Source organism: Amycolatopsis sp., assembly GCF_035276945.1.
Taxonomy (GTDB): Bacteria; Actinomycetota; Actinomycetes; order Mycobacteriales; family Pseudonocardiaceae; genus Amycolatopsis_E.
Window position 1 is genome coordinate 47,064 of sequence record NZ_DATELF010000145.1, and the last position, 22,491, is coordinate 69,554.

A 22,491-nucleotide genomic window follows, 5' to 3' on the forward strand; every position below is an offset into this window, starting at 1 on the left:
ACAGATGCTGGTGCCCGGCACTACCGGGGGAAGGCGGCGGTCTTGGACGCCAGGGGCACATCGAGGTAACCGCGGATCCAGGCGGCGGCGTGCTCGACCGCGGCATCGAGGCTCGTGTCGGTGGTGTCGAAGAGATCGACGCCGAGCGAGGCGGCGTTCTGCTGGAGCCAGTCGTTGAACGCCAGCATTTCGGCGATCCTCGGCTCGTCCCACTGCCGCCAGGCCGGCCGGGCACGGAGCCGGGATGCCAGCACGTCGGCGTCCGCGACCAGTGCCAGGTAGTGGACGGCAGAGAACAGCGAACGCTCCGGCAACCGCTCGAACTCCGGGGGCACGACGGTGCCGCACAACACCACCGGGCGGCCGTTCTGGTGCAGCATCGCGGCCATCCGCAGCCAGGTGGACCGGAACGCCGGATGGCCGTCGACGTCGTCACGCAGCCCGGCCACCCACAGGACGTCCTGCTCGAGCACCAGCACCTGCCCGCCAAGGCGCGTGAGCAGCGCCGGTCCGACGGTCGATTTACCGGCGCCGCTCGGCCCGGTCAGCGCGAACAGCGGTAACCGGTGGAAAGGCCAGCGATGGCCACACCAATCGCACACCCGCACGTCGCCCTCGACGACAAGGCGTTCACCGATTTCAGCGCAGGCCGGGCAGATCCTGGGGTCCAGCATCTAGTCGAACAGGTTTTCGAGGAAACTCCGCTTGCGGTGGCCGCGATACGGCCGGGGCGAATCCCCATGGTGCGGCCGCGGCGAGTCGGGATAGTGACCACGATAGGGCCGGGGCGAGTCGGCATGACCACCTCGGTACGGCCGTGGCGAGTCCGCCCGGTGCTGGGCTGGACCACCGTAGTACGCGCTTTCCGCACCGATGATCTGTTCCAGTTCGCCCCGGTCCAGGAAGACCCCGCGACAGCCTTCGCACTGTTCGATGCGCACGCCGTTCTTGTTGACCGTCACCATCATGTTCTGACATTTAGGACAAATCACATCCGACAGCGTACGCATCCCTGGCCGATGCCAGGTCACTCCATCCGAACGGCCTCCAACCGGGTCGCGACGCGCGAGCGTGGGCTACGTCGCCGCCGTAACCGGCCGATACACCCTGGTACATGCGGCTAGCCCCGTTTTCCGCAGATGAACACGTTTCGGCTGGTCAGCGGGCAGCCCCAAGATGATCTCCTGGGTATCACCGCAGGTCAGCGGCTCATCTGCGGAATACCCGGCTAGCAGCGGCAAAGGCAGAACGGATGACCGGCCGGGTCGGCATAGACGCGGAAGGTCTCGCTGCTGTCGTCGATCAGCTTGGCGCCGATCTCGAGCGCCCGTCGTTGCCCGGCGTCGAGATCGGAGACATAGAGGTCGAGATGCAGTTGCTGCGGCACGACCTGGCCCGGCCACTCCGGCGGCCGGTAGTCCGGCACCCGCTGGAACGAGATCGCCTCGCCCTTCGGGCCGCGCAGGTCGACCCAGTCGCCGTCCTCGTCCACCACGGGCTCGGGCCATTCGAGCAGCGCGGCGTAGAAATCGGCGAGCCGCTCGGGCTCGGGGCAGTCCAGCACGACGGTGCCGTAGGTGGGAACCGCGGGTCCGGTCACGTCGACTCCTTCTCGTTGAGTAACCACTGAACTGAGTATGCGAGTTACGAGATCCAAGCGCAACCGGTATTCCGCCTACACTGGTTAGGTGGACGATTGGCGGCTCGTGGTGGACTTCCTGAATACCCTCGACATCGAGGGAAACACGGACGTCCTGGCCCGGGTCGCGGACTGGCACCGGTGGGCCGCCGAACGCGGTCTCCGGGCGGACCCGCCGAGCGAGGCGGTCAAAGTCCGGACGGCGCTCCGCGCGGCCGTCGGTGATCCCGATTCCGCCGGCGCACCGCTGCGCGTCCCGGTGCACGTCGAACTGTCCCCGGACGGCCCGTCCCTCGTCGCGGCCGGCGCGGTCGAAGCCGTCATGGCCGCCGCCGCGCGGCTCGCGGTGCTGGGCGACTGGGTGCGGGTGAAGATCTGCCCGGCCGACGACTGCCGGTGGGCCTTCTACGACCAGTCGCGCAACCGGTCCCGCACCTGGTGTTCGATGCGCGTCTGCGGCAACCGGGAGAAGGCCCGCAACTGGCGCCAGCGCACCGAAGGAGCGGCAGTTTCACACCGCGAAGCAGCCACCGCGTTTCCCGGCCGGGACAAGTCCGGGCCGAACTGCCCGATCGAGTTACCCACAATCGAGCCTGTGGATAACCCTTTCGCTGTGGATAACCGCGGTAAACCGCAGGTCAGCGCGGCACCCGATGGTGTGATTGACAGATCCGCGGGAATTTGATCAAAACAGGAGCTGGGCCACGGCGTAGATGAGCAACCCGGCGAGCGAGCCCACCACCGTGCCGTTGATGCGGATGAACTGGAGGTCCCGGCCGACCTGCAGCTCGATCTTGCGGGAGGTCTCCTCGGCGTCCCAGCGCTCCACCGTGTCGGTGATGATCGTGGTGATCTCCCGCGAGTAGTTGGTGACCAGATAGACGGCCGCACCCTCCACCCAGTTCTCCACCTTGGTCCGGAGCGAGTCGTCCTCGACCAGACGCACGCCCAACGAGCGCAACCCCTCCCGGACCCTTCGCCGCAGCTCGCTCGACGGATCTTCGGCCGCGGTGAGCAGCATTCCCTTCGCCGTCGCCCACGTCGAACCGATCAACCGCTTCACGCCGGGGTGGTCCACGAGCTGCTCCTTGACCAGCTCGGCCCGGGCCATCGTCTCCGGATCCTTCTGCAGATCCTGCGCGAACTCGGCGAGGAACTTGTCCAGCGCCAGCCGCATCGGGTGGTTCACGTCCGTCTTGACCGCCCAGGCGAAGGACAGGACCTCGCCGTAGACCTTGTCGGCCAGCATCGCGTCGACGAACTTGGGCGACCAGCTCGGCGCGCGGTCGGAAACCACCCGGAGCACGGTCGAGTGGTTGTCGCGAACCCACTCGTAGGAGCGGTCGCACATCAGGTCCACGAGCTTGTAGTGCGCACCGTCGGCGAACACCTGCTCCAGCAGCTTGCCCAGCGGTGGCCCCCACGGCTGCTCGACGACCCGGCGCACCACGGCCTGCTCCAGCACCGCCTGCACGTCCTCGTCACGCAGCACCGTGACCAGGCCCTTGACCACCGTGGACAGCTCGGAAGTCACCCGTTCGGCGTTCTCCGGCTGGGAGAGCCACCGGCCGAGCCGCCCCGCGATTCCGATCCGCCGCAGCTTGTCACGCACGACCTGCCGGGACAGGAAGTTGGTGCCGACGAACTCGCCCAGACTGCCGCCGAGCTGGTCCTTCTTGTTCGGGATGATCGCGGTGTGCGGGATCGGCAGCCGCAGCGGGCGCCGGAACAGCGCGGTCACCGCGAACCAGTCGGCGAGCGCGCCGACCATACCCGCCTCCGACGCCGCCCGCACATACCCGACCCATCCTGGCCACCCCGCGGCCTGTGCCCAACTGGTCAGCAGGAACACCACTGTCGCCCCGAGCAGGAACGACAGTGCCACCAGTTTCATCTTGCGCAGGCCCCGCCGTTTGGCCTCGTCGTTGGCGAGGCCGCCCGGCGGGTCGGCGAGCGTCGGTTGCTCCACACGGCCATTGTCCTCAAGGATCGGCAATTATGCGCGTACCTGCCCTCGTCCCCCGGCTGCGGCCGTTCACCTCGACCATCTTCGCCGAAATGACCGCGCTCGCCGTGCGCACCGAAGCCGTCAACCTGGGCCAGGGTTTCCCTGACACCGACGGCCCGGCGGGCATGCTCGACGCGGCGAAGGAAGCGCTGTACGGCGGCGCGAACCAGTACCCACCGGGGCCTGGACGCCCCGAGCTGCGGGCCGCCGTCGCACGGCACCGCACGCGCTACGGGCTCGAATACGACTCCGGCACCGAGATCCTCGTCACAGCGGGGGCGACCGAGGCGATCGCGGCGGCGCTGCTCGCGCTCGTCGAGCCGGGCGACGAGGTGATCGTCATCGAGCCGTACTACGACTCGTACGCCGCGGCGGTGGCGATGGCCGGTGCCACCCGCCGGGTGGTTCCGCTGGTCGAAGGCGAGGGCGGCCGGTTCGCTCTCGACCTTGACGCGCTGCGTGCCGCCGTGGGCCCCCGCACCCGCGCGATCCTGGTCAACTCTCCGCACAATCCGACCGGCACGGTGTTCACCCCGGCCGAACTCGCCGCGCTGGCCGAGTTGTGCGTCGAACACGATCTGCTCGCCATCACCGACGAGGTGTACGAGCACCTGGTCTTCGAGGGCGCCGAGCACCTGCCACTGGCCACCTTCCCCGGTATGTGGGAGCGGACCGTGTCGATCTCCAGCGCGGGCAAGACGTTCAACTGCACCGGCTGGAAGATCGGCTGGGTCTGCTCGACCCCCGACCTGGTGGCCGCGGTGAAGGCGACCAAGCAGTTCATCACGTTCGTCTCGGGCGGCCCGCTGCAGCCGGCGGTGGCGCACGCGCTCGACCATGAACTGGATTGGGTCGCCGGGCTGCGTGAATCGCTGGAGGTCAAGCGCGACCGGCTGTCGGCCGGCCTGGCCGAAGCCGGCTTCGGCGTGCGATCGAGCGCGGGCACCTACTTCGTCTGTGCGGACGTGCGGCCGCTCGGGTTCACCGACGCCGCCGAACTCGCGTGGCAGTTGCCCGAACGGGTGGGCGTCGCCGCGGTTCCGGTCAGCGTCTTCACCGATCACCCGGAAGAGTGGAAGCACGTGCTCCGATTCGCGTTCTGCAAGCGGGACGAGGTGCTCGACGAGGCCGTCACCCGGCTCCGCAAGCTCGGTTGACCGAAGATCACCGAAGATCACCGTCACCTTGCGGTGGCAGCGGGGGATCACCGCGGCGCTGACCCGCTGGGCCCCACCCTCGTGATGACACGATTCGGCTGCTGCGCGGGCTTACCGGCGACCAGACGAGTCGCGCGAAGCGCGTCCGTTGAGGGGGCTCAAGCATGGTCGTAGCCCTCGGCGATCAGGGCTTGGCGAAGCCGGTCGAGAGCGCGTCGGCGCAACGGGCCCACGCTGCCGGGCGGAATGCCGAGCCGGGCGGCGAGTTGCCGGTGCGTCAGGCGAGGCTCGCCTGCCAGCAAGCGAATCAGCTCGCGATGCGGTTGCGGCAGGCGGGCGACGGCCCGCCAGAGCGCCCGGTCGCGTTCGGCGTCAAGGAAAGCGAGCTCGGGCGACGGTTGGCCGCCAACGATTTCCGTATGGACCGTGGGGACTTCGCGTTGAGAGTCGGTCAGCACCCGCAGCGCCTGGCGCCGGGCGGTGGTCCGCAACCAAGCCGGCAGCCGAGCGGGCTCGCGGAGGTTCACGATCTGCTGGGCCAGCTTGAACCAGGTGCTCTGGCAGACGTCGAGCGCGTCGGCGTCGCCGAGCCGGTACGTTCTCGCGACCCCCATGACCAATGCGGAAAGTCCGCGCACCAGTACCCGCCAGGCCTGCTCGTCGCCGCCGAGCGCGCGGGCGAGCAGCTCGCCGAGGTCGGATTCCGTCACGCTGGCCCCCTTTCGCCTACTTTTCGCGACTGGGACGCGACGATTCGGATACGAGATCCCCGGGAAAGGCAAGTTGCGTAGTTGTACTCAGAGCTGTTTGGTCTAACCGAACCGCCCGATCTCGCCGAAAATGCCTTACACAAATCAGGTGAAGATCCCGCGAACTGACACTGAGTGATCAACTTCTGGTTGGCTACGGGCAAGCCGGTCGGTGTATTCCGCCTTCTGGGGTGGATAGAACGCTTCAGAGGTGAAAGACTCGACCCCGCGAGACGGAACTTGGCCGGCCGCGGCGGGACGTGTGCTCTGGCCAGAACTCGGCAGGATCAGGTCAGCAGCAATTGGCCGGCGTGGAGTCGTGAACCCGGATGGTGGTGATGGCGGTGAGGGACGCGGGGATCACGCACCGCGTCGCGCGCCTGGGACTGCGGCTGCTGGTGGCCGCCGGTTTCGCTGTCACCGCCTGGTTTCTCGGAATTCTGCTGGGCAACTTCACCGCGTCGGCGGAGGAAACGCCCCGGCAGCCCGGCACCCACCCCGCGAGCGCTACCGAACCGCGGCTGCTGTCCACCGTCACCACGACAGTGGCCGGCCTGCTCGGTACCGTCGACCAGGTCGCCGGCAAGGTCGACCAGGTGGCGAGCAAGGTCACCGAAAGCGTGGTGCGGCCGGTCACAACGGCGATCGAGAAGTCCGTAGTCGCCCCGGCCAGGGAAGTAACCCAGGCCAAGCCGAAAACCGGTGTCGCCACATCGCGCCTCGACTCTTCGCTGCCGAGCACAACGGAAAGCGCGGTAGTCGCCACCGCCCCGGTGTGGCAACCACCCGCGGCACAGCCTGCCCGCGCGAGAAGCACGATCCCGGAACCGGTCTCCTACCGGCACCCGGTGCCACGACCGTCCATTCCGGACACCGGCAGGCCCGCCGCGGGCGAGGCGCTGCGGGGTGGCCTTCCCGCCCCGCCACCGGCCAGGAGCGGTGACCAGATCGTCGGGGTCGCCACGGCGCACGACAGCGGTGGCGGCAAGCATCCGCTCGCCGTGCTGGATTCGGGTTCGGCCACGGTCGATCTCCGGCCCAGCGGCGGGACGGCGGGTCAGTGCGTCCTGGACTACCGCAGGAACGCGGCGCTGCCCAGCACCTCGCCGGACTGATCCGGTCCGGGCGCGGGGTGACCGGTAGCCAATACAAGATCAACTTCACGGGTTTCCCGATCCGGCCGACCGCGCCTGGCCGGACGGGTCCTGGTCCCGGTGACGCGTTGCCCCCGCAGCGCCGGGACCGACCGGGCACGCGCACGGAGCTCCTGTTCACCGCGCCGAACAGGAGCTGCAACGCCCGATGCGCGAGCCCAGCCGCGGGGCCGCCGGCACGTCGAGGGGCGGTGCCGGTGCGGCCCCGCGGTCCCGGCGGCCGGTGCGGTGAGATGAACTCCCTGGACAGAGCAGTCACTCATCCGCCGCACCGGCCGCCCACACTCAAGTAACGACCCAGTCGGCACCTGGCGCCCGCCGCACGGACGCGGCCGCGGTGGCGAGCCGCCGGACGGCCTCCTCCAGCCGGTCCGCGGGCTGGGCGAACGGCAGCCGCAGCCACCGCTCCAACGCGTCGTTCATGCCGAGCCGCAAGCCCGGCACGAACGACACACCGTGCCCCGCCGGGGCGACCGCGAGCCGGGCGCTCATCGCCTCCGGCAGCCGACAGCGACAGCCCGCCGCCTGGTATCGCGAACTGCCACTCCGGGCAGTAGACCCGAAGCGCTTCGACCAGCGTGTCCCGCTGTCCGCGCACCTGTTCCCGGCGCTTGTGCAGCGACTCGGGGCCGGTCGCAGCTCCGCCAACACAAGCTGCTCGAACACGGGCGAACCGAGGTCCATCCCGACCCGCACGCAAGCCAGCCCGGAGATCAGCTCCTCCGTCGCCCTGATCCAACCGATCCGCGGCCCGCCCCAGTGCGACTTCGACGCCGTCCCCACCGTGATCACCCAGTCCCCGACGAAGGACGCCACCGGGAACGGCCACTCCTCGTTCGTCAGGTCCAACTCGACGAGCGTTTCGTCGACGACCGTCGGAGTCCGCGATCGGGTGAGCAGAGCACCCAGACGCTCCCCGGCCCGCGTTGTCCAGCCGCCGCCCCGTGGGATTCTGGAAGTCGACGTTCAGGCGGACCAGCCGGGGCGAAGCCTGGTGCGGCACCGCTTCGATCCCGTCGAAGTCCCACCCGTGTGGGCCGAAGGCCGAGACTCCGGTGGTCACGGGCAACACGTGCGCGGCACGCCGACTTCCAGGGTGTTGGGGTAGGTCGGCTGCTCGACGAGCACGCGGTCACCCGGTCCGGTGAGCATCCGCAGCGCCGTTCGTGATCAGCACCTGGGCCGGTTCGGTCGGCAACGCGACCTACGTCGGCGCCCGGCTCGGCTCGGGCGCACGCGACGGTCTGATGACCGGGCTGGCGGCACGCACCCGGAGGTCGGTCAGCTCATTCGCACCGGGATCGAACCCGCCGTGCTGGCCTCGGGCTGGCTGTTCGGCGGCACGGTCGGTGTCGGCACCGTGCGGTACGCCTTCGGGATCGGGCCGCTCACGCAGGCCTTCCTGCCTGTGTCGGTAGTCCGCCCGCGATCGGATTGGGGTGGCCAGGCCCAAACTCTCCGCGCGGTCACCACGAGCGGGAACACGACTTCCCGACCTGGTCCACTCTAATGGCCTGACAGGACCTGGCGTAGCCGGTTGGCATCGACGTCGAACCGGGCCAGCACGTCGGCCGCCGGACCGCGCTGGACGGCGAGCGCCAGCAGGATGTGCTCCGAGCCGAGGTGCCGCCGGCCGCCCATGTCGATGATCTCCTTCAGGCAGAGCTGGAGGGTCTTCTTCGACTCGTCGGCGAACGGGACGTGCCTGCGCTTGGGGAACCGCCCCTGGTTCCCGGCCAGTGCGTTCGGGCCGTGCGTCTGCTCGATCCGCTCGATGATCCGGTCGACGTCGATGCCGAACTCCTCCAGCGCCGCAGCGTCGGCCTCGGTGATCCCGCCGCGCCGCCGCACGCGTCCGGCCTCGGCGGCGAGGTCGTCGAGGGACACCCCGAGTTCGGCGAGCACGCGGGCGGCACCGCTTCCGGGAAACCGCAGCAGTGCCGCGAGCAGGTGCAGTGGGGTGATCTCGGACGCGTCGAGCTCGTTCGCGTCCCGCGACGCCTCGACGACGACGGCCCGCGCATCCTGCGTGAACCTCTCGAACATCAATTCCTCCCGTATTTCTTGTGCACCGCCTGCCGGCTCACTCCGAGCTCGGCGGCGATCTCCTGCCAGGACCAGCCCTGCACGCGCGCGCTGCGCACCTGCACGGCCTCGAGTTGCTCCAGCAGCCGCCGCAGCGCGCTGACGGCCCGCAGCCCCACCCGGGGGTCACGGTCGCCCGCCCTGGCGGCCAGATCGGTTGCTTCGGTCATGCTTGTCAACTTACGTTGACACTTTTCCCGTGTCAACCTTTGTTGACACGCTAGAGTCGAAAAGTGCCGAAAATCGAAATCTCCGAGCGGGCGGGCGTCGGCCTCGACGGGCGGCCGCGCCCGAGCGAAGATCACGTGGTCGTACTGGACAACGCCGTCGTCGTGCTCGACGGTGCCACCGCGCCGAGCCCGGATCTGCCGTCGGGCGGCTGGTACGCCGGACTGCTCGCCAAACGGCTCGCCAACGGGCTGTGCGCCCGCCCGGACGGCGATTTGGCGACCCTGCTCGCGGAGGCCATCGCGGCGGTCGCCGCCGCGCACGATCTGTTGCCCGGCGCTTCGCCGTCGAGCACGGTCGCCATGCTCCGCTGGACCGGTGATCGCGTCGACGGACTCGTGCTCGCCGACAGCCCTGTTGTCGCTTTTGGACAGTTCGGCGCCGACCTGCTGTTCGACGACCGGCTGGCCACCTTGCGGCGTAAGGGAAGACTGAACACCGGCGCCGAGGTTCGCGCCCTGCGCAATGCGGACGGCGGATTCTGGGTGGCGGAGGCCGATCCGGCGGCGGCCCGGCGCGCGGTGTGCCGGAGCTGGCCCGCGGACACCATCGACGCTGTGCTGCTGGCCACCGACGGCGTCTCTGTCGCGGTCGATGACTACGGGATCTTCGACTGGCCTCAAGTGCTGGAAATCGTTCGCACACAAGGACTTTCCGCCGTGCTCGATGCCGTGCGTGCCGCTGAGGCCAGCGATCCGGACCGTCTTCGGTGGCCACGCGCCAAAGTCCACGACGACCAGGCGCTGATCGTGGTGGACTTCGGCTGAGGCTATCCCGGTCGACTCCCCTGCCAGAAACCGCACAATTCTGGAGGAAAGCACCGATGGCCGACGTCGTCACCGCACCCGCGACCGCGGCGACACCGTCCGGGCCGAAGCGGGGGCTCACCAGATTCGCGGACCGCATTCCGCCGGGGCTGCGGACACATTCCTGGTTCCACCAGGACGAGGTCACCATCATCATGACGGCCACCCGGGTCCGGCTGCGCTCCCAGTTGCCGGAAACCGAGGTGTGGGCCTGCGAAGGACATTTCCCGGGGCCGACCATCGAGGTGCGATCGACTTCGGCCGGTTCAGGGCCGCTGGGTGGTCTGGAACCTCCTCCACCTCGGCGGGCCCACCCACCCCGTGCACATCCACATGGCCAAGTTCCAGCTCCTCGCCCGCCGGAAGTTCAAGGGGAACGTGGACGGCGTCGACGTGGCGCTCGGCAGCACGGCCACCCCGCTGGAGGCGGCCGGTGACGGCGCGCCCGAGCGCTACGAGGAAGGCCGGAAGGACACCTTCGAAGTTCGGGCCGGGGAATGGGTCACCGTGGCGGGACAGTTCACCGGCACCACCGGTGACTTCATGTACCACTGCCACATCCGCATCCACATCCGCATCGACGACCACAAGGACAAGGACAAGGACAAGGACAAGTGGACGATGCGCCCGTTCGTCGTCATGCCACCCGACGTGGCGAAGTTCCATGTCCACCACGGCTCGCAGCGGCACCACTGAAACAAGAGCACTATCCAATGTGTACGCCGCGCGGTCTGGAGGCTCGCCCCAGACCCCGGCTGTGCGCGGTTGCCGGCGTGGAAGACCCATTGCGCCGTCAAGCCGATCGATTCAACCTAGTCCGTACAAGGAGGTTGGAAATGCGCTCGCACATGGTCACCGTGAACGGGATCCGGATGCACTACCGGCGCGGGGGCGAGGGACCGCCGGTGGTGCTGCTGCACGGCTGGCCACAGACGTCGTTCTGCTGGCACAAGATCTTCGGCCCGCTCGCGGAAAATTACACCGTGATCGCGCCGGACCTGCGTGGGTACGGGCTGACCGACAAGCCTCGCGACGGCTACGACAAGCGGACGATGGCCGCCGACGTTTCGGCGCTGGTTCACGAACTGGGCTTCGACTCGGTCAGCGTCGTGGGGCACGACCGCGGCGGACGGGTGGCCCACCGGTGGGCACTCGATCGTCCGGACGAGGTGCGCCTGCTGGCCGTGCTGGACATCATTCCCACCCGGGAAATGTGGCACCGGTTGAACAGCGAGCTGGCCCGCGGCTATTGGCACTGGCTGTTCCACCTGCAGCCCGACCTGCCCGAACTGCTCGCCGGCCAGAACATCGCCGCCTATCTCGGCTACTTCTTCGAGCGGTGGACCTACCAGCGCCAGGGCCTGGACGCGGCGGACACCTACATCCGGGCGTTCTCCCGGCCAGGCGCCCTCCGCGCCGGATTCGACGACTACCGGGCATCCTTCCCGGACGACGCCGCCCACGACGACGCCGATGCCGGGCGCAAGCTGGCCATGCCCGTCCTGGCCCTGTGGGGCTCGGCGGGGCTGCTCGGCCGTCTGCCCGCGCTCGAGATCTGGCGCGACTACGCCGAGGATGTCGATGGCGCCGGCCTCGAAGAGTGCGGGCATTTCCTGGCCGAGGAACAGCCCGCCGCCCTGCTTGACCGCCTCGGCCCATTCCTGCTCAAACAGTGACGCGGAAGACGGGAAATCCGGGAGCGATACCGCGCACCACCTCGTCGGGCGAGTCGGCGTCCACGCCCTCGAAGAACCGCCCGACCTCCCATGCCCACCGCTTGAGGTAGGCCCGCAGAATCGCCGGCTTCTCGTCGTCGGCCAGTTCGACGGGGTGGAAGGTCTCGGCACGCCGGCCGACCAGGAGCCGGCCTTCGCCGGCCGCCCGCAGGTTGCGCACCCACTGGGTTTCGCCGCGCGGCGCGACCAGGTAGCGCTCGCCGTCGATGGTCAGCAGGTTCACCGGGACGGATCGCGGCTCACCACTCTTGCGCCCACGGACCACGAGCACCCGGCTGCCCAGCAGGCTGATCCCTCGCCTGGTCAGCCATGCGACGACACTGTTGAAGACGGTGTCGGCCTTGCTCAGCTTGACGTATCGGGCCTCGTTCACGTGATCTCCTTCACCCGAGAGCAGCGCTCTTATTTGAGAACAGTGAACTCCTTCCGTGGCCCAATGTCAAGATCAGTGCTCTTAAATTTGTCTGCCGATCTCTGAGCTGGCAGACTGGCGCGCATGAGCGCCATCCGCACCGCACGTGACCGGGCTCGAGCCGAGCTGACCAGGGAAATCAAGGACACGGCCAAGCGCCAGCTCACCGAGGTCGGCGCGCACGGGCTTTCCCTGCGCGCGGTCGCCCGTGAACTGGGCATGGTTTCTTCGGCCCTCTACCGGTACTTCCCCAGTCGCGACCACCTGCTCACCGCGTTGATCGTCGACGCGTACAACGCACTCGGGGAAGCCGCCGAGACGGCCGACCCCGGTCCAGGCGAACAGCCGCGACGACGCTGGATCGCCGTCTGGCACGGAGTGCGGAACTGGGCGAAGGCCCATCCGCACGAATACTCGTTGATCTACGGTTCGCCCGTGCCCGGCTATCGCGCGCCGGAGGACACCATCGCGCCCGCCACCCGAGCCGCCCTGACCCTCGTCCGCGTCGCCGACGCGGGCCCGCTGAAGCCGCCCTACCCCGGCCCGCCATTGCCGCCGGAACTCACCGAACAGGCCGACGCACTCGCCGCGGGCCTCGGCACGAACCACTCCGAAGCCGACGTGACGCGGTTGCTCATCTCATGGACGCAGCTGTTCGGCGCGATCGGCTTCGAGTTGTTCGGGCAGTACACGAACGTCGTCGACCCCGCCGACGCGTTCTTCGGCTACCTGGCCGAGCAGATGGCCGATTTCATCGGTTTTCCCGGACACGGAGAGTCCCGCTGAACCAGTCCGAGGCCAGTTCGGCCACCGCGGGCAGCGCGCCGGGTTCCTCGAACAGGTGGGTCGCGTGCGGGATCACGGACAATTCGTGTGGCCCGGCCAACCGTTGCACGGCGTCTTCGTTGAGGCGCAGGACTTCGTAGTCCCGCCCGCCCACGATCAGCAACGTCGGGCACGTCACCCGTGCCAGCGCGTCGCCCGCGAGGTCCGGCCTGCCGCCGCGCGAAACCACCGCCCGCACCTGGTCGGGCCGCGCCGCCGCCGCACGCAGGGCCGCCGCGGCTCCGGTGCTGGCACCGAACAGTCCCAGGGGAAGGTCCCTTGTGGACTCGTGCCGCGCGAGCTCGTCCATCACCCGCAGTACCCGTTTCGTGAGCAGTTCGATGTCGAACCGCCGGTCGGCCTCGGCGGGATCGAGGAGATCGAACAAGGCCGTGGCGAGCCTGTTGTCCTGCAACGTCTTGGCCACCGCGATATTGCGCGGGCTGTGCCGGGAACTGCCCGAACCGTGCGCGAACGCGACCACGCCGAACGCGTCGGCGGGCACCGTCAGGTCGCCACGCAGCGCACCGAAGACCAGGGGAACCGTCATGGCAAGTCACCTCCCAGTAACGCGATGACCTCTTCGTCGGTGGTCTGCGCGAAATCGGCGAACCACTGGCCGACGGCGCGGAACGCCTGCGGGGCCAGCAGGCAGTCCACTTCGTCGGCATCCCCCTTGAGGCCGGCCGCGGCATCCGGGGCACAGACCGGCGCCGCGAAGACGAGGGTGCGTGGCCCGTCCTCGCGGACCGCCCGCAGCGCCGCCCTCGCGGTGACCCCGGTGGCGAGCCCGTCGTCCACAATGATCACATCCCGGCCCGCTCGCGGAAGCGGCGCACGGCCGCGCAGGTACAGCTCTTCACGACGGCGCGCCTCCGCCCGCTCCCGTTCACAGGTCATGGTCAGGTCGGCCGGATCGAGACCGAGCAAGGCGAGACTTCGCTTGTCGTAAGTCGGCTCTCCCCGTGCCGTGACCGCCCCTACGCCGAACTCGGGACGTCCCGGCGCACCGATCTTCCTCGCCACCACGACGTCGAGCGGTGCCTCCAGCAGCTCCGCGACGGCGTGTGCGACCACCACGCCGCCCCGGGCCAGCCCGAGCACCAGCGGGTCGTGCCATTCCCGTTCCCGCAGACGTTCTCCCAGATGAAGGCCTCCGGCGCGGCGATCCGGAAAGACCCGCTGTCGCCTCATGTGTTCTCCTCCGCGATCCTGCCGCGGTTTGACCTGCCACTCCGTCAACCGGGTTCACCACGGCGCTTGCGGTGCACCACCCACGCCAAGTCGGCAAGGCACCCGACCGCGACGACCGACAGCAACACCACCGCCCACCAGATCTCGAAGCGAGCGAACAAGATCGCGGCGCCGATGCACAGAAGCACGGACAACGACGCCATCCAGATCCGCAGGGTCAGCGCGCTGTAGGCCGGGGCCGCCCCGCCGAACCCGGAGGTCGGATCGTGGTAGCCGGGCAAGCCCCGTTCGTACTCTTCCCGACTCCTTTTCATGCCTGCCGGGTACCCGTCCACCGGGAGCGCACACGCTTTCGAGGGTGGCAGCCCCGACCACGAAGCCTCGCCACCGGGTTGGCGGAAGTGAGTCGAGGTGCGCGTCCGGACGGTCGCTGCCCGGGCTTCGCGCTGTCCGCGTATCAGGTGCGCAGCATGCTCGGGTCCGGGCGGTGGGACCGCATCGCCCGGGCGAGGCGGGCGGCCGTGGCCAATCGGTCGGGCGAAACGTGGAGCACGTCGCTGAGCCAGTGCTGCCAGTACGGGCCCGGCACCCGCTTCCCGCGTTCCCACCGGGACACCTCATCCCGCCCGATGCTGTCGTTGCCGGACACCCCGGCCAGCGCGTCCGCCAGCTGGTACTGGGTCAGCCCGCGCTCACGACGGGCCAGCCGGATCAACGGCCCGATCGGCACGACATCGGTCATGTACCGCGACACCTCCCGTGCCCACTCTCGGATCTTCGCCGCTCAAACGAAACCGGCAAATGGGTTATCTTTGCGAAGTGCAAATTGCAGACCGTGCTCGGCCTGGCCGCCCGGACCAGGATCGCCGGGGCTTGCCCTGCCCGCTCACCCGCACCCCACGGACCGATTAATCGCGCTGTAGCGGAATCTTCCCCTTTCGGGTGACGCAATTTTCCGAAGCGTACATGCGCTACCTGTCGCGGCAGGTTGCAACCATGGAATTTCCGCAGTTCAGGACAGTTCTACGTTTATCGCGTGACAATTCCTGATTTCGACCCCGGCGATACTCCGGGCTACATCTACGAACGAATGGCGGACCACATCGCGGCACGTATCAATGCGGGCGAACTGCCACCCCACAAACCGTTGCCCGCGGAGCGGCGGCTGGCCCAGGAGTACGGGGTCTCGCTCGGCACCGCGCGCCGCGCCACCGAACTTCTCCGCGAGCGGGGACTGGTGGTGACGCTGCGCTCCAAAGGCACCTTCGTCGCCGACCGGAGAGAGGAGACTTACGGTTTCTGAACGAGCCGTCGGCCGGGCCGGGAGCCGGCCCGCCCGTGGTTTTGCACTCCGGGCACCGGAAAGGGCGCGGCTTCTTCCGTGGATGACCCAACTGGCCCCCTGACATACCTCTGGAAACGGTTGTAGGGTGCTGAAATCCCAACATTAGCTCCCGAAATGAGGTGCTTTGGCGTGAGACGCCGCCGTAAGCAGGGTACCGCAGAAGCCGAGGAGCTCGAGCGGGACTACTCGGTCCGCGCGGTCGAGCGGGTTTGCCTGATCCTCAACCTGCTCCAGGAGTCGGTCGACGGCATCACCCTGAACGAAGTGGCCCAGACCACTGGCCTGCCGAAGTCCTCCGCGTTCCGTTACCTGTGGACATTGGAAAACCATCGGTATGTGGAACGCGACGAGGACGGCAACCTTTTCCGGCTCGGACTCGGCTTCGTCGGCATGCAGTCCCGGCATCTGGAAATCCTCCGAGAGCGTGCCCGGCCGTCGCTGGACTACCTGCGCGACGAGTTCGGCGAGACGGCCAATCTCGGCCTGCTCGACGGAGATCACGTCATCTACATCGACATCGTGGAAAGCCGCCGCGGTGTGCGGCTGGCCGCACACCGCGGCGAGCGGGTTCCGCTGCACTGCACGGCACTCGGCAAGGTCATCGCGTCCCGGCTGAGCGACGAGCGCGTGCGCGATCTGCTCAAGCACACGGGGCTCGTCAAGCGCACCTCGAGCACCCTGGGCACGCTCGACGAGTATTTCGACGAACTGACCAAGGTGCGCCGCACCGGCTTCGCCATCGATGACCGAGAAAACGAGGAGGACGGCCGGTGCGTCGCCGCTCCGCTCCTGGGCACCCATCTTCCCGCCGCGATCAGCGTCAGCGGCCCGGCCCCCCGGTTCACCCTCGCCGAAGCCAGGAAAGTCGCGAAGACCCTGCAGAAGGTCGCCGCGGGAATTACCACCAATCCCGTTCCGCCACAGCGAGCCGTACTGCTCGGGTAAGGCTATTCGCCGAATTGACTGCGGTGCAGGTCGGCCAGCATGCGCTCGATTTCGGCCACCCGCCCGAGCAGTTCCCGCAGGGTTTCCTCGATGGCCGTCGCCGCGCCGGCGGCCGCATTCCGGGCGGCCTGCCCGAGGGTTTCGCGGGCGGGTGGCGCTTCCCGGTTCCTGATGGCCTCGAGGTGGTCTTCGTGCCATTCGAGGGCGGCCGACAACGCGCGCAGCGTGCGCTTTCCGCGCCGGCGCTGGACGGTGTTGTACTCGATCTCGCGGATGGTCGCCGGTGCGATGTTCGAGCGGCGGGCCAACTCCTCCTGGAGCAGGCCAAGCTGAACCATACGGTCTCGGATCGCCTTGCCGACCGCCTCCCAATCCGGCTCTGCCACCATCAATCCCTCCAGTTTGATTTCGGCGCCGACGCTAGCGCCAGAGCGGCATGCGCCGATACCACACCGGCCAGTGTTTTCGCACAAGCGGTCAAATTGGCTGAAATCGACGATCATATCGGCCGAGTGCAGCACATCACATCGTACCGCACGTCGGTCACCCTCCGTGAGCTAGCCGAAACAAGCCCCTAGCTCAGCTCAACAACCCCGTGCTCGTCGACTTTCAGCAGGCCGGCCGCGTGCATGCGGTGCAGGTACGGCCCGCTATCGGCGAGGTCGCCACCGAACTCGAGTGCCGCCTGCCGCAGGTCGACGGGGACAACGGCACCGTCGGCGTCACGCAGCGGAATGCGCCCGGCTCGCACGTACGACTCCAGCACGTGAGCTGTCCGCGGGACCGGTTCACCGTAGAACTCGGACAACGATTGGATATCGCTACCTTCCCACCGTTTCCCGGGAAAGACCTAAGAGTAACGGAAACGTCGGTGAGCACGTCTATCCTCGTGGGGAGGAGGTGCGCAATGTTGCGAACCGTGATGGGCGAGATCGTCAGCGTGGTCACGCATGTGGCCCGTTACCCCGCCGCCGTCGGCCGCCGATGGACCATCGCGACCCACCGGCCTCCGAGCGTGCTCACCCGGCCACTGGTCGTACTGCCGGGCCTCGCCGACAACATGTCGATCTTCACCGAACTCAAGCAGGCGCTGCCGGGACCGATCGTGTCGTTCAGCTACAGCCCGCTGATCGGGGACGTACGGGCCGCGGCACGCAGGCTCGCCGAGCAGATCGAGGAGCTCTGCACGGTGGCAGGCGTTTCCAAAGTGGACCTGGTCGGGCACAGCCTCGGCGGGTTGATCGCGCGGTACTACGTACAGCGACTCGACGGGGACACCCGGGTCGAGAACGTGGTCACCATCGCGACACCGCACAGGGGAACCATGACGGCGTGGCTGCTCTCGCCGTGGCCGCTGGTGCGCCAGCTCCGGCCGGGCAGCGACCTGCTCCGGGAGCTGGCCGAGCCGGCAGCGGGCTGCGCCACGCGGTTCGTGGCCTTCTCCAGCACCGCCGACGCGCTGGTCCTGCCCGCCCGCAACGCGCAGCTCGAGCATCCCGACCTCGAGGTGCGCAACGTGGTGGCCGCCGGCGTCGGGCACCTGGCGCTGGCCGCGCACCGGGACGTCCTGGCCGAGATCCGTACCCTCCTCGCACCCGAACGCGAAAGGGCCGAGCCGGCGGGTAACGACGGCGATTCGGTGCCCCGCTCGGCTTGACGGGTTGGGCCGTCCGGCTACTTTTGCGCAAAAGTTCCTCTCCGGTGACATCAGCCAGACGTATTGTCACTCACGTGGGGGTCGACGAGGACTACAAGCGGCGGATGACCATCGGTCACGCCACGGGCAGTGCCGAAGCCGTGCTGCCCGTGGTGCGACTCCCCTCAACGGACAGCCTGATCATGTCCGACCCCGCGTTGCCCGAGGGGTTGCGCAAATGTGGCAAGTGCGGGGCCGGAGCGGGCCACGACGGCACCGAAGGGCGCTGCGACCACTGCGGCACGCCGTTTTCGTTCTCCCCCAAACTCACCGCGGGGGATCTGGTCGCCGGGCAGTACGAGGTGCTGGGCTGCATCGCCCGCGGCGGTCTCGGCTGGATCTACCTGGCCCGGGACCGGCATCTCGGGGGCAAGTACGTGGTGCTCAAGGGCTTGATCAACACCGCGGACCCGGCCGCGGTGCGGCTGTCGGTCAACGAGAGCCAGGTACTGACCGCTTCCGAGCACCCGAACATCGTCCGCATCTTCAACGTGGTGACGCACGCGGACCCGCATGTTCCCGGCGAACAGAACCGCTACATCGTGATGGACTACGTCGGCGGGTTGTCGTTGCGCGAGGTGGTGGGCAAGGCCCGCGCCGGGACCACCGAACTGCGGGTGGAGCACGTCATCGCCTACGGCCGGGAGATCCTCGCCGCGCTTGCCTACCTGCACGCCCAGGGCCTGCTCTACTGCGACATGAAGCCGGACAACGTGATCCATGGCGAGACGCTGGTGAAGGTGATCGACCTGGGCGCGATCCGCGAGATCGGCGACCGGACCAGCCCGATCGTGGGCACCGCGCCCTACCAGGTCGGTCCGGAGGAGATCGCCCAGCACTGGCTGAGCGTCCGCTCCGATGTGCACACCGTGGGCGTCACCCTGCGCGAACTGTTCAGCGTCAGCGACGCTTCGGTCTCCGAACGCATCGCGTTCGGTGTCGAGTCGTTCCGCCGGGTGCTCGACCGCGCGACCGACCACTTTGCCCAGCGTTATGGCTCCGCCACGGAAATGGCGACCCAGCTCGACGGCGTGCTGGACGAGGTGCTGTCCTTGCGGGACGGCGAGCCGCGGCCCGCGACTTCCAGCGTGTTCACCGAAACGGGCGCGCTCCTCGACGCCGGTCTCGGCCAGGCACCGCCCCTGGACCGGTGGACCTCGGACCTCGCCGTGCCACTGACGGACGGCCGCCCGTCCGCCCAGGCGGTGGCCCGTGGCCTGCCGGTGCCGGTGGAGGACCCGCGCGATCCCCAGACGCCGTTCCTGCGTACCGTGCGCGCGCCGGATCCGGCCCGGCTGCTGGACAAGCTGGCCAGGCTCTCCCCGTCCACTGTGGAAACCGAGTTTCGCCGGTGCCGGGTGCACCTGGAGCGCGGGGACCCCGGCGCGGCGCGGTCCTGTCTCGCCGACGCGAAAGAGATACTGGGCGCGCGCATGCCCTACGACTGGCGGATGATCTGGCACCGGGCGCTGCTCTCGCTGGCGGAGAACAAGGTCAGAAGCGCGCGGGAACTGTTCGACGAGGTCTACTGGAACATCCCCGGTGAGCCGGCCCCCAAGCTGGCCCTGGGATTCTGCGCGGAGACCCTCGGCGCGCGCGAGGACGCCGAGCGCTACTACACGGCGGTCTGGACACGCGATCGGTCCGAGGTCAGTGCCGCGTTCGGACTGGCCAGGGTCAGCCTCGCGCGGGGCGACCGCGCCCGAGCGGTTCGAGTGCTGGATCAGGTGCCCGAGTTTTCCCGGCACTACGACGCGGCGATGGTCGCGGCGGTCCGGGTCCTCTCGACCGGACTCGCCGGCGGGGAAACGCCGACTCCGGAGGACCTCAACGCCGCCATGGAACGGCTTTCCGCGTTGTACCTGGACAGCGAGGAGTCACGGGAGCGGCTGGTCATCTCGGTCCGGGAAATGGCGCTCCACCTCGGTTGTCGCAGCGAAAGGAGAATCCGGGAACAGCTCGAACACGGCTACCAGCGGCTCGCCCGGCAGGCGCGCAGCCAGGACGAGCACGGGCTGCTCGTCGACCTCGCCAACCAGGTCCGGCCGAGGTCGTGGACCTGACATGACGCGAAGCCCTGTCAAGTCGCCGCTCCCAAGCCAACCACAGAGCGCGCCCCGCGCCGTCAGGCCCGCGATCGTGACGGCAGGGCGCCATCGCGAAGAACCTGACCCCCACCACCAACCAGCACCCTGGCGACACGATCACGGTAGCGCGCAGGCCGGCGGGAAACACTGACATGACGCGGACTGCCACGGGCCGATTGCTCATCCGGCTGCGCCGGAGCCTGCTGCTCACCACCATCGCGCTGATCGTCACGTCGTTCGCCGTCTGGCGTGGCGTGGCGAACACCGCCGAAACGGTGCACGATCGCACCGCACCCGCGATCCTCGCGGTGAGCAGCGCGAAGACGGCGTTGATCAAGGCGGACAAGGCCGCCGTGAGCAGCTTTCGCCGCGGAGAAGTGGTGCTGGCCGGGCCGGGCGACGACTACCAGAGCCAGACCGCGCTGGCGAGTCAGAACCTGGCGAGGGCCGCCGAACTCAACCAGGGGGGCGAGGTCGCCAGCCGGCACCTGCAGGTGGTCGAGGCGCTGCTGAGCGAGTACCTCGGCGCCGTCGAACAGGCCGACGCGCACTATCGGCAGCCCGGCGGGACCGTGGTCGGGGTCGCGGATCTGTGGAACGCCTCTCGCTTGCTGCATTCCGGTCTCGACGGCGTCCTCGTGCGGCTGGACGATCTCATCCTCGCGCAGCAGGGGGCGCTGGACGAGCAGCTCTCCTCGGGCTGGACCGGCCCGCTCGTGCCGGCGCTGTGGATGGCGCCGGCCACGCTCCTGCTGGGCCCGCTCGTCTGGACACAATGGACACTAGCGAAACGATTCCGGCGGCGGCTCAACCCACAGCTGATCGCGGCCACCGTACTGCTGGCCGGGGTGGTCACGGGCCTGGCGTGGACCTTCCCCGTGCAGCACGACCTTTCCGTCGCGCGAGCCGCGCTGAACCAGGTCGTCAACGGTCGGGACAGCCGGGCGCAGTACGAAAACATGCTGTCGCAGCAGGAAATTCAGGCGATGCTCAACGCCAGTTGTGGCCAAAGTGGAGGGTGCGGTCCGACGGCGGCAAGCCTGGAAACGTCGCGCCCGCCCGCCTCGGTCGCCGGCGACGCGGAAATCGACGCCGGAATCGGCCAGACGGATGAGTCGACGGTGGCGGCCACCGCCGCGTGGTGGCTGCAGATCGTGATTCCGCTCGCCGGTGTCGCCATCGGCGCGCTCGTGTTGTGGGGGCTGCAGGCCCGGATCGACGAATACCGGTACCGCGCATGAAAAGGGCACTGCTGCTGGTGATCCTGCTGCTCGCCGGGAGCCTGACCGCCTGTGCGGGTGTGCCGCGCAGCGTGTCGGTGATCGCGACCTGGACCGGGCAGGAGGGGCAGAACTTCTTGAAGATCCTCGCCGGTTTCACCGCGAAGACCGGCATTCTGGTGAATTACCAGGGCACCCGCGCGGTCGACCAGGTGCTGGCCTCGGACGTGGAAAAGAACACGCCACCCGATATCGCCATCCTGTCCCGTCCCAACGATCTCGCCCGGTACCAACGCTCCGGCGCCCTCAAGGCGCTCGACGAGCTGACCGGCCAGGCGCGCGAGACCGCCGACCGCGAGCCATGGCAGGCCAAGGACGGCCAGAACCGGCTGTACACGGTAGCCGTGAAGGCCGATCTCAAGAGCAGGATCTGGTACCGGGCCGCGGAGCCGCCCAGTTCACTGCCGGGAACCTGGGCCGATTTGGCAGCACTGGCCACGCGGACACCCGGGCGGTCGGCGTGGTGTCTCGGCCTGGGTTCCCTGTCCACCACCGGCTGGCCGGGCGCCGACTGGGTGGAGGACGTCCTGCTGCACCAGTCGGGTCCGGACGTGTACCGGGCCTGGGCTTCGGGCGCGCTCGACTGGCGGTCACCACCGGTCCTGGCGGCTTGGCGGACGTGGGGGTCGATCGTGATCGGTCAGATCCAGGGCGGGGACATCGCCGCGCTCCTGACCGACTTCGGCGACGCGACCAGGCAGAACTGCGGTTTGGTGCACCAGGCCGCGGACCCGGGGCCGGGATTCGTCGAGTTGCCCTTCCCAGGTTCGGTGCCCAACGTGGCGGTGGTGGCGGGTGACGCGGCGGGCAGGTTCACCACCAACCCGGCCGCGCGGGAGCTCATCCGGTACCTGGCCGAGGAGGGGCAACAGATCAATCCGCCGAACCTGCTGTCCTCGGGCAGGCTGTGTTTCAGCGCCGCCGACCTCATGCCGACGACCATGACCAGCGCGTTCTACCGGGCTGTGCTGGAGTACCTCGCCGATCCCGGCGAACTCGACGCTCTGCTCGCCAACCTGGACAACGTCCGAACCGGACTGTCTCATGAGGACTGGCTCGACATTCCTTGTGGAGATTAGTTTCCGTTCTGGTCACGGCCGCCGCGACACCGGCGAGGGCGCCGTCGAATACCACGGCAAGGGAGC

General features: G+C 68.7%; 27 protein-coding genes and 2 pseudogenes. 14 read left to right on the plus strand and 15 right to left on the minus strand.

The genetic code is table 11. From position 1 onward, the window contains the following. Positions 1–20: 20 nt before the first annotated feature. From VJT49_RS25500 to VJT49_RS25510, 3 genes are all read right to left on the minus strand, one after another. A complete protein-coding gene (locus VJT49_RS25500) occupies positions 21–674 on the minus strand; it encodes an AAA family ATPase (RefSeq protein ID WP_324167450.1) in 654 nt (217 codons plus the stop codon). After that, on the minus strand, positions 675–1,010 hold the full coding sequence (locus VJT49_RS25505; protein WP_324167451.1) for a zf-TFIIB domain-containing protein: 336 nt from the start codon (positions 1,008–1,010) through the stop codon (positions 675–677). A gap of 218 nt (positions 1,011–1,228) precedes the next feature. After that, positions 1,229–1,600 (minus strand): VOC family protein, encoded by a 372-nt coding sequence (locus VJT49_RS25510; RefSeq protein ID WP_324167452.1) that lies wholly within the window; start codon positions 1,598–1,600, stop codon positions 1,229–1,231. 88 nt (positions 1,601–1,688) lie between these two features. Here VJT49_RS25510 and VJT49_RS25515 point away from each other — a divergent pair. Beyond that, positions 1,689–2,132: pseudogene (locus VJT49_RS25515) on the plus strand (CGNR zinc finger domain-containing protein); the annotation flags it as partial. Between the two features lie 192 nt (positions 2,133–2,324). Here the strand turns inward: VJT49_RS25515 and VJT49_RS25520 are convergent. Further along, a complete protein-coding gene (locus tag VJT49_RS25520) occupies positions 2,325–3,608 on the minus strand; it encodes a DUF445 domain-containing protein (RefSeq protein ID WP_324167453.1) in 1,284 nt (427 codons plus the stop codon). A gap of 29 nt (positions 3,609–3,637) precedes the next feature. Between VJT49_RS25520 and VJT49_RS25525 the strand changes: the two genes are divergently transcribed. Further along, positions 3,638–4,804, plus strand: coding sequence for a pyridoxal phosphate-dependent aminotransferase (locus VJT49_RS25525; RefSeq protein ID WP_324167454.1), 1,167 nt, complete (start codon positions 3,638–3,640; stop codon positions 4,802–4,804). Positions 4,805–4,962: 158 nt separating this feature from the next. On the opposite strand, the gene VJT49_RS25530 is transcribed toward VJT49_RS25525, so the two are convergent. Then, complete coding sequence (locus tag VJT49_RS25530) at positions 4,963–5,514, minus strand: sigma-70 family RNA polymerase sigma factor (RefSeq protein WP_324167455.1); 552 nt, start codon at positions 5,512–5,514, stop codon at positions 4,963–4,965. 377 nt (positions 5,515–5,891) lie between these two features. On the opposite strand from VJT49_RS25530, the gene VJT49_RS25535 reads away from it, so the two are divergent. Further along, a complete protein-coding gene (locus VJT49_RS25535) occupies positions 5,892–6,668 on the plus strand; it encodes a hypothetical protein (protein WP_324167456.1) in 777 nt (258 codons plus the stop codon). Positions 6,669–6,992: 324 nt separating this feature from the next. Here VJT49_RS25535 and VJT49_RS25540 read toward each other — a convergent pair whose 3' ends face one another. Beyond that, complete coding sequence (locus VJT49_RS25540; protein ID WP_324167457.1) at positions 6,993–7,556, minus strand: hypothetical protein; 564 nt, start codon at positions 7,554–7,556, stop codon at positions 6,993–6,995. Positions 7,557–7,897: 341 nt separating this feature from the next. On the opposite strand from VJT49_RS25540, the pseudogene VJT49_RS25545 reads away from it, so the two are divergent. Further along, a pseudogene (locus VJT49_RS25545) lies at positions 7,898–8,217 on the plus strand (YczE/YyaS/YitT family protein); the annotation flags it as partial. Here the strand turns inward: VJT49_RS25545 and VJT49_RS25550 are convergent. After that, entirely contained in the window at positions 8,214–8,753 is a 540-nt protein-coding gene (locus VJT49_RS25550) for a Clp protease N-terminal domain-containing protein (protein WP_324167458.1), read from the minus strand. The pseudogene VJT49_RS25545 and the gene VJT49_RS25550 overlap by 4 nt on opposite strands. Beyond that, entirely contained in the window at positions 8,753–8,962 is a 210-nt protein-coding gene (locus VJT49_RS25555; RefSeq protein ID WP_324167459.1) for a sigma factor-like helix-turn-helix DNA-binding protein, read from the minus strand. The genes VJT49_RS25550 and VJT49_RS25555 overlap by 1 nt, the downstream gene beginning before the upstream one ends. A gap of 63 nt (positions 8,963–9,025) precedes the next feature. On the opposite strand from VJT49_RS25555, the gene VJT49_RS25560 reads away from it, so the two are divergent. From VJT49_RS25560 to VJT49_RS25570, 3 genes are all read left to right on the plus strand, one after another. Continuing rightward, complete coding sequence (locus tag VJT49_RS25560; protein WP_324167460.1) at positions 9,026–9,787, plus strand: hypothetical protein; 762 nt, start codon at positions 9,026–9,028, stop codon at positions 9,785–9,787. A 318-nt stretch (positions 9,788–10,105) separates the two neighbouring features. Next, entirely contained in the window at positions 10,106–10,522 is a 417-nt protein-coding gene (locus VJT49_RS25565; RefSeq protein ID WP_324167461.1) for a multicopper oxidase domain-containing protein, read from the plus strand. Between the two features lie 140 nt (positions 10,523–10,662). After that, positions 10,663–11,502 carry an alpha/beta hydrolase gene (locus tag VJT49_RS25570; RefSeq protein WP_324167462.1) on the plus strand — a complete coding sequence of 280 codons (840 nt, stop codon included), beginning with the start codon at positions 10,663–10,665 and terminating at the stop codon, positions 11,500–11,502. On the opposite strand, the gene VJT49_RS25575 is transcribed toward VJT49_RS25570, so the two are convergent. Then, positions 11,492–11,935: a nitroreductase family deazaflavin-dependent oxidoreductase gene (locus VJT49_RS25575; RefSeq protein WP_324167463.1), complete on the minus strand. Its 444-nt coding sequence runs from the start codon at positions 11,933–11,935 to the stop codon at positions 11,492–11,494. The genes VJT49_RS25570 and VJT49_RS25575 overlap by 11 nt on opposite strands. Positions 11,936–12,058: 123 nt before the next feature. Here VJT49_RS25575 and VJT49_RS25580 point away from each other — a divergent pair, with 123 nt between their 5' ends. Further along, positions 12,059–12,760 (plus strand): TetR/AcrR family transcriptional regulator, encoded by a 702-nt coding sequence (locus VJT49_RS25580; RefSeq protein ID WP_324167464.1) that lies wholly within the window; start codon positions 12,059–12,061, stop codon positions 12,758–12,760. On the opposite strand, the gene VJT49_RS25585 is transcribed toward VJT49_RS25580, so the two are convergent. The 4 genes from VJT49_RS25585 to VJT49_RS25600 all read right to left on the minus strand — a co-directional run bounded on the left by VJT49_RS25585 (position 12,726) and on the right by VJT49_RS25600 (position 14,735). Next, a complete protein-coding gene (locus tag VJT49_RS25585; protein ID WP_324167465.1) occupies positions 12,726–13,349 on the minus strand; it encodes a dienelactone hydrolase family protein in 624 nt (207 codons plus the stop codon). The genes VJT49_RS25580 and VJT49_RS25585 overlap by 35 nt on opposite strands. Next, positions 13,346–13,993, minus strand: a complete 648-nt coding sequence (locus tag VJT49_RS25590) for a phosphoribosyltransferase (protein ID WP_324167466.1) — start codon at positions 13,991–13,993, stop codon at positions 13,346–13,348. Before VJT49_RS25590 ends, VJT49_RS25585 begins: the two co-directional genes overlap by 4 nt. Positions 13,994–14,037: 44 nt before the next feature. Next, on the minus strand, positions 14,038–14,307 hold the full coding sequence (locus VJT49_RS25595; RefSeq protein WP_324167467.1) for a hypothetical protein: 270 nt from the start codon (positions 14,305–14,307) through the stop codon (positions 14,038–14,040). 143 nt (positions 14,308–14,450) lie between these two features. Next, on the minus strand, positions 14,451–14,735 hold the full coding sequence (locus VJT49_RS25600; protein WP_324167468.1) for a helix-turn-helix transcriptional regulator: 285 nt from the start codon (positions 14,733–14,735) through the stop codon (positions 14,451–14,453). A gap of 294 nt (positions 14,736–15,029) precedes the next feature. On the opposite strand from VJT49_RS25600, the gene VJT49_RS25605 reads away from it, so the two are divergent. Together VJT49_RS25605 and VJT49_RS25610 are read left to right on the plus strand one after the other, a co-directional pair. Next, the gene (locus VJT49_RS25605) at positions 15,030–15,296 is read left to right on the plus strand and encodes a winged helix-turn-helix domain-containing protein (protein WP_324167469.1); all 267 of its coding nucleotides are present in this window, start codon (positions 15,030–15,032) and stop codon (positions 15,294–15,296) included. A 171-nt stretch (positions 15,297–15,467) separates the two neighbouring features. Continuing rightward, entirely contained in the window at positions 15,468–16,283 is an 816-nt protein-coding gene (locus VJT49_RS25610) for an IclR family transcriptional regulator (protein WP_324167470.1), read from the plus strand. 2 nt (positions 16,284–16,285) lie between these two features. Here the strand turns inward: VJT49_RS25610 and VJT49_RS25615 are convergent, their stop codons facing one another. Together VJT49_RS25615 and VJT49_RS25620 are read right to left on the minus strand one after the other, a co-directional pair. Then, positions 16,286–16,786: a helix-turn-helix transcriptional regulator gene (locus VJT49_RS25615; protein ID WP_324167471.1), complete on the minus strand. Its 501-nt coding sequence runs from the start codon at positions 16,784–16,786 to the stop codon at positions 16,286–16,288. 71 nt (positions 16,787–16,857) lie between these two features. Further along, positions 16,858–17,091: a hypothetical protein gene (locus VJT49_RS25620; RefSeq protein ID WP_324167472.1), complete on the minus strand. Its 234-nt coding sequence runs from the start codon at positions 17,089–17,091 to the stop codon at positions 16,858–16,860. A gap of 99 nt (positions 17,092–17,190) precedes the next feature. On the opposite strand from VJT49_RS25620, the gene VJT49_RS25625 reads away from it, so the two are divergent. The 4 genes from VJT49_RS25625 (at position 17,191) to VJT49_RS25640 (ending at position 22,425) form a co-directional block, all read left to right on the plus strand. Then, entirely contained in the window at positions 17,191–17,940 is a 750-nt protein-coding gene (locus tag VJT49_RS25625; protein WP_324167473.1) for an alpha/beta fold hydrolase, read from the plus strand. 74 nt (positions 17,941–18,014) lie between these two features. Then, the gene (locus VJT49_RS25630) at positions 18,015–20,042 is read left to right on the plus strand and encodes a tetratricopeptide repeat protein (protein WP_324167474.1); all 2,028 of its coding nucleotides are present in this window, start codon (positions 18,015–18,017) and stop codon (positions 20,040–20,042) included. Between the two features lie 176 nt (positions 20,043–20,218). Then, positions 20,219–21,307: a hypothetical protein gene (locus VJT49_RS25635; RefSeq protein ID WP_324167475.1), complete on the plus strand. Its 1,089-nt coding sequence runs from the start codon at positions 20,219–20,221 to the stop codon at positions 21,305–21,307. Further along, entirely contained in the window at positions 21,304–22,425 is a 1,122-nt protein-coding gene (locus tag VJT49_RS25640; RefSeq protein ID WP_324167476.1) for an ABC transporter substrate-binding protein, read from the plus strand. The genes VJT49_RS25635 and VJT49_RS25640 overlap by 4 nt, the downstream gene beginning before the upstream one ends. Positions 22,426–22,491 lie beyond the last annotated feature (66 nt).

Excerpts from the sequence above, each read along its gene's own strand:
- VJT49_RS25500 (WP_324167450.1), bottom strand. The coding sequence starts at position 674 with ATGCTGGACCCCAGGATCTGCCCGGCCTGCGCTGAAATCGGTGAACGC.
- VJT49_RS25505 (WP_324167451.1), bottom strand. The coding sequence starts at position 1,010 with ATGCGTACGCTGTCGGATGTGATTTGTCCTAAATGTCAGAACATGATG.
- VJT49_RS25525 (WP_324167454.1), top strand. The coding sequence starts at position 3,638 with ATGCGCGTACCTGCCCTCGTCCCCCGGCTGCGGCCGTTCACCTCGACC.
- VJT49_RS25535 (WP_324167456.1), top strand. The coding sequence starts at position 5,892 with ATGGCGGTGAGGGACGCGGGGATCACGCACCGCGTCGCGCGCCTGGGA.
- VJT49_RS25550 (WP_324167458.1), bottom strand. The coding sequence starts at position 8,753 with ATGTTCGAGAGGTTCACGCAGGATGCGCGGGCCGTCGTCGTCGAGGCG.
- VJT49_RS25555 (WP_324167459.1), bottom strand. The coding sequence starts at position 8,962 with ATGACCGAAGCAACCGATCTGGCCGCCAGGGCGGGCGACCGTGACCCC.
- VJT49_RS25570 (WP_324167462.1), top strand. The coding sequence starts at position 10,663 with ATGCGCTCGCACATGGTCACCGTGAACGGGATCCGGATGCACTACCGG.
- VJT49_RS25580 (WP_324167464.1), top strand. The coding sequence starts at position 12,059 with ATGAGCGCCATCCGCACCGCACGTGACCGGGCTCGAGCCGAGCTGACC.
- VJT49_RS25585 (WP_324167465.1), bottom strand. The coding sequence starts at position 13,349 with ATGACGGTTCCCCTGGTCTTCGGTGCGCTGCGTGGCGACCTGACGGTG.
- VJT49_RS25590 (WP_324167466.1), bottom strand. The coding sequence starts at position 13,993 with ATGAGGCGACAGCGGGTCTTTCCGGATCGCCGCGCCGGAGGCCTTCAT.
- VJT49_RS25595 (WP_324167467.1), bottom strand. The coding sequence starts at position 14,307 with ATGAAAAGGAGTCGGGAAGAGTACGAACGGGGCTTGCCCGGCTACCAC.
- VJT49_RS25600 (WP_324167468.1), bottom strand. The coding sequence starts at position 14,735 with ATGACCGATGTCGTGCCGATCGGGCCGTTGATCCGGCTGGCCCGTCGT.
- VJT49_RS25615 (WP_324167471.1), bottom strand. The coding sequence starts at position 16,786 with ATGATCGTCGATTTCAGCCAATTTGACCGCTTGTGCGAAAACACTGGC.
- VJT49_RS25625 (WP_324167473.1), top strand. The coding sequence starts at position 17,191 with ATGTTGCGAACCGTGATGGGCGAGATCGTCAGCGTGGTCACGCATGTG.
- VJT49_RS25635 (WP_324167475.1), top strand. The coding sequence starts at position 20,219 with ATGACGCGGACTGCCACGGGCCGATTGCTCATCCGGCTGCGCCGGAGC.
- VJT49_RS25640 (WP_324167476.1), top strand. The coding sequence starts at position 21,304 with ATGAAAAGGGCACTGCTGCTGGTGATCCTGCTGCTCGCCGGGAGCCTG.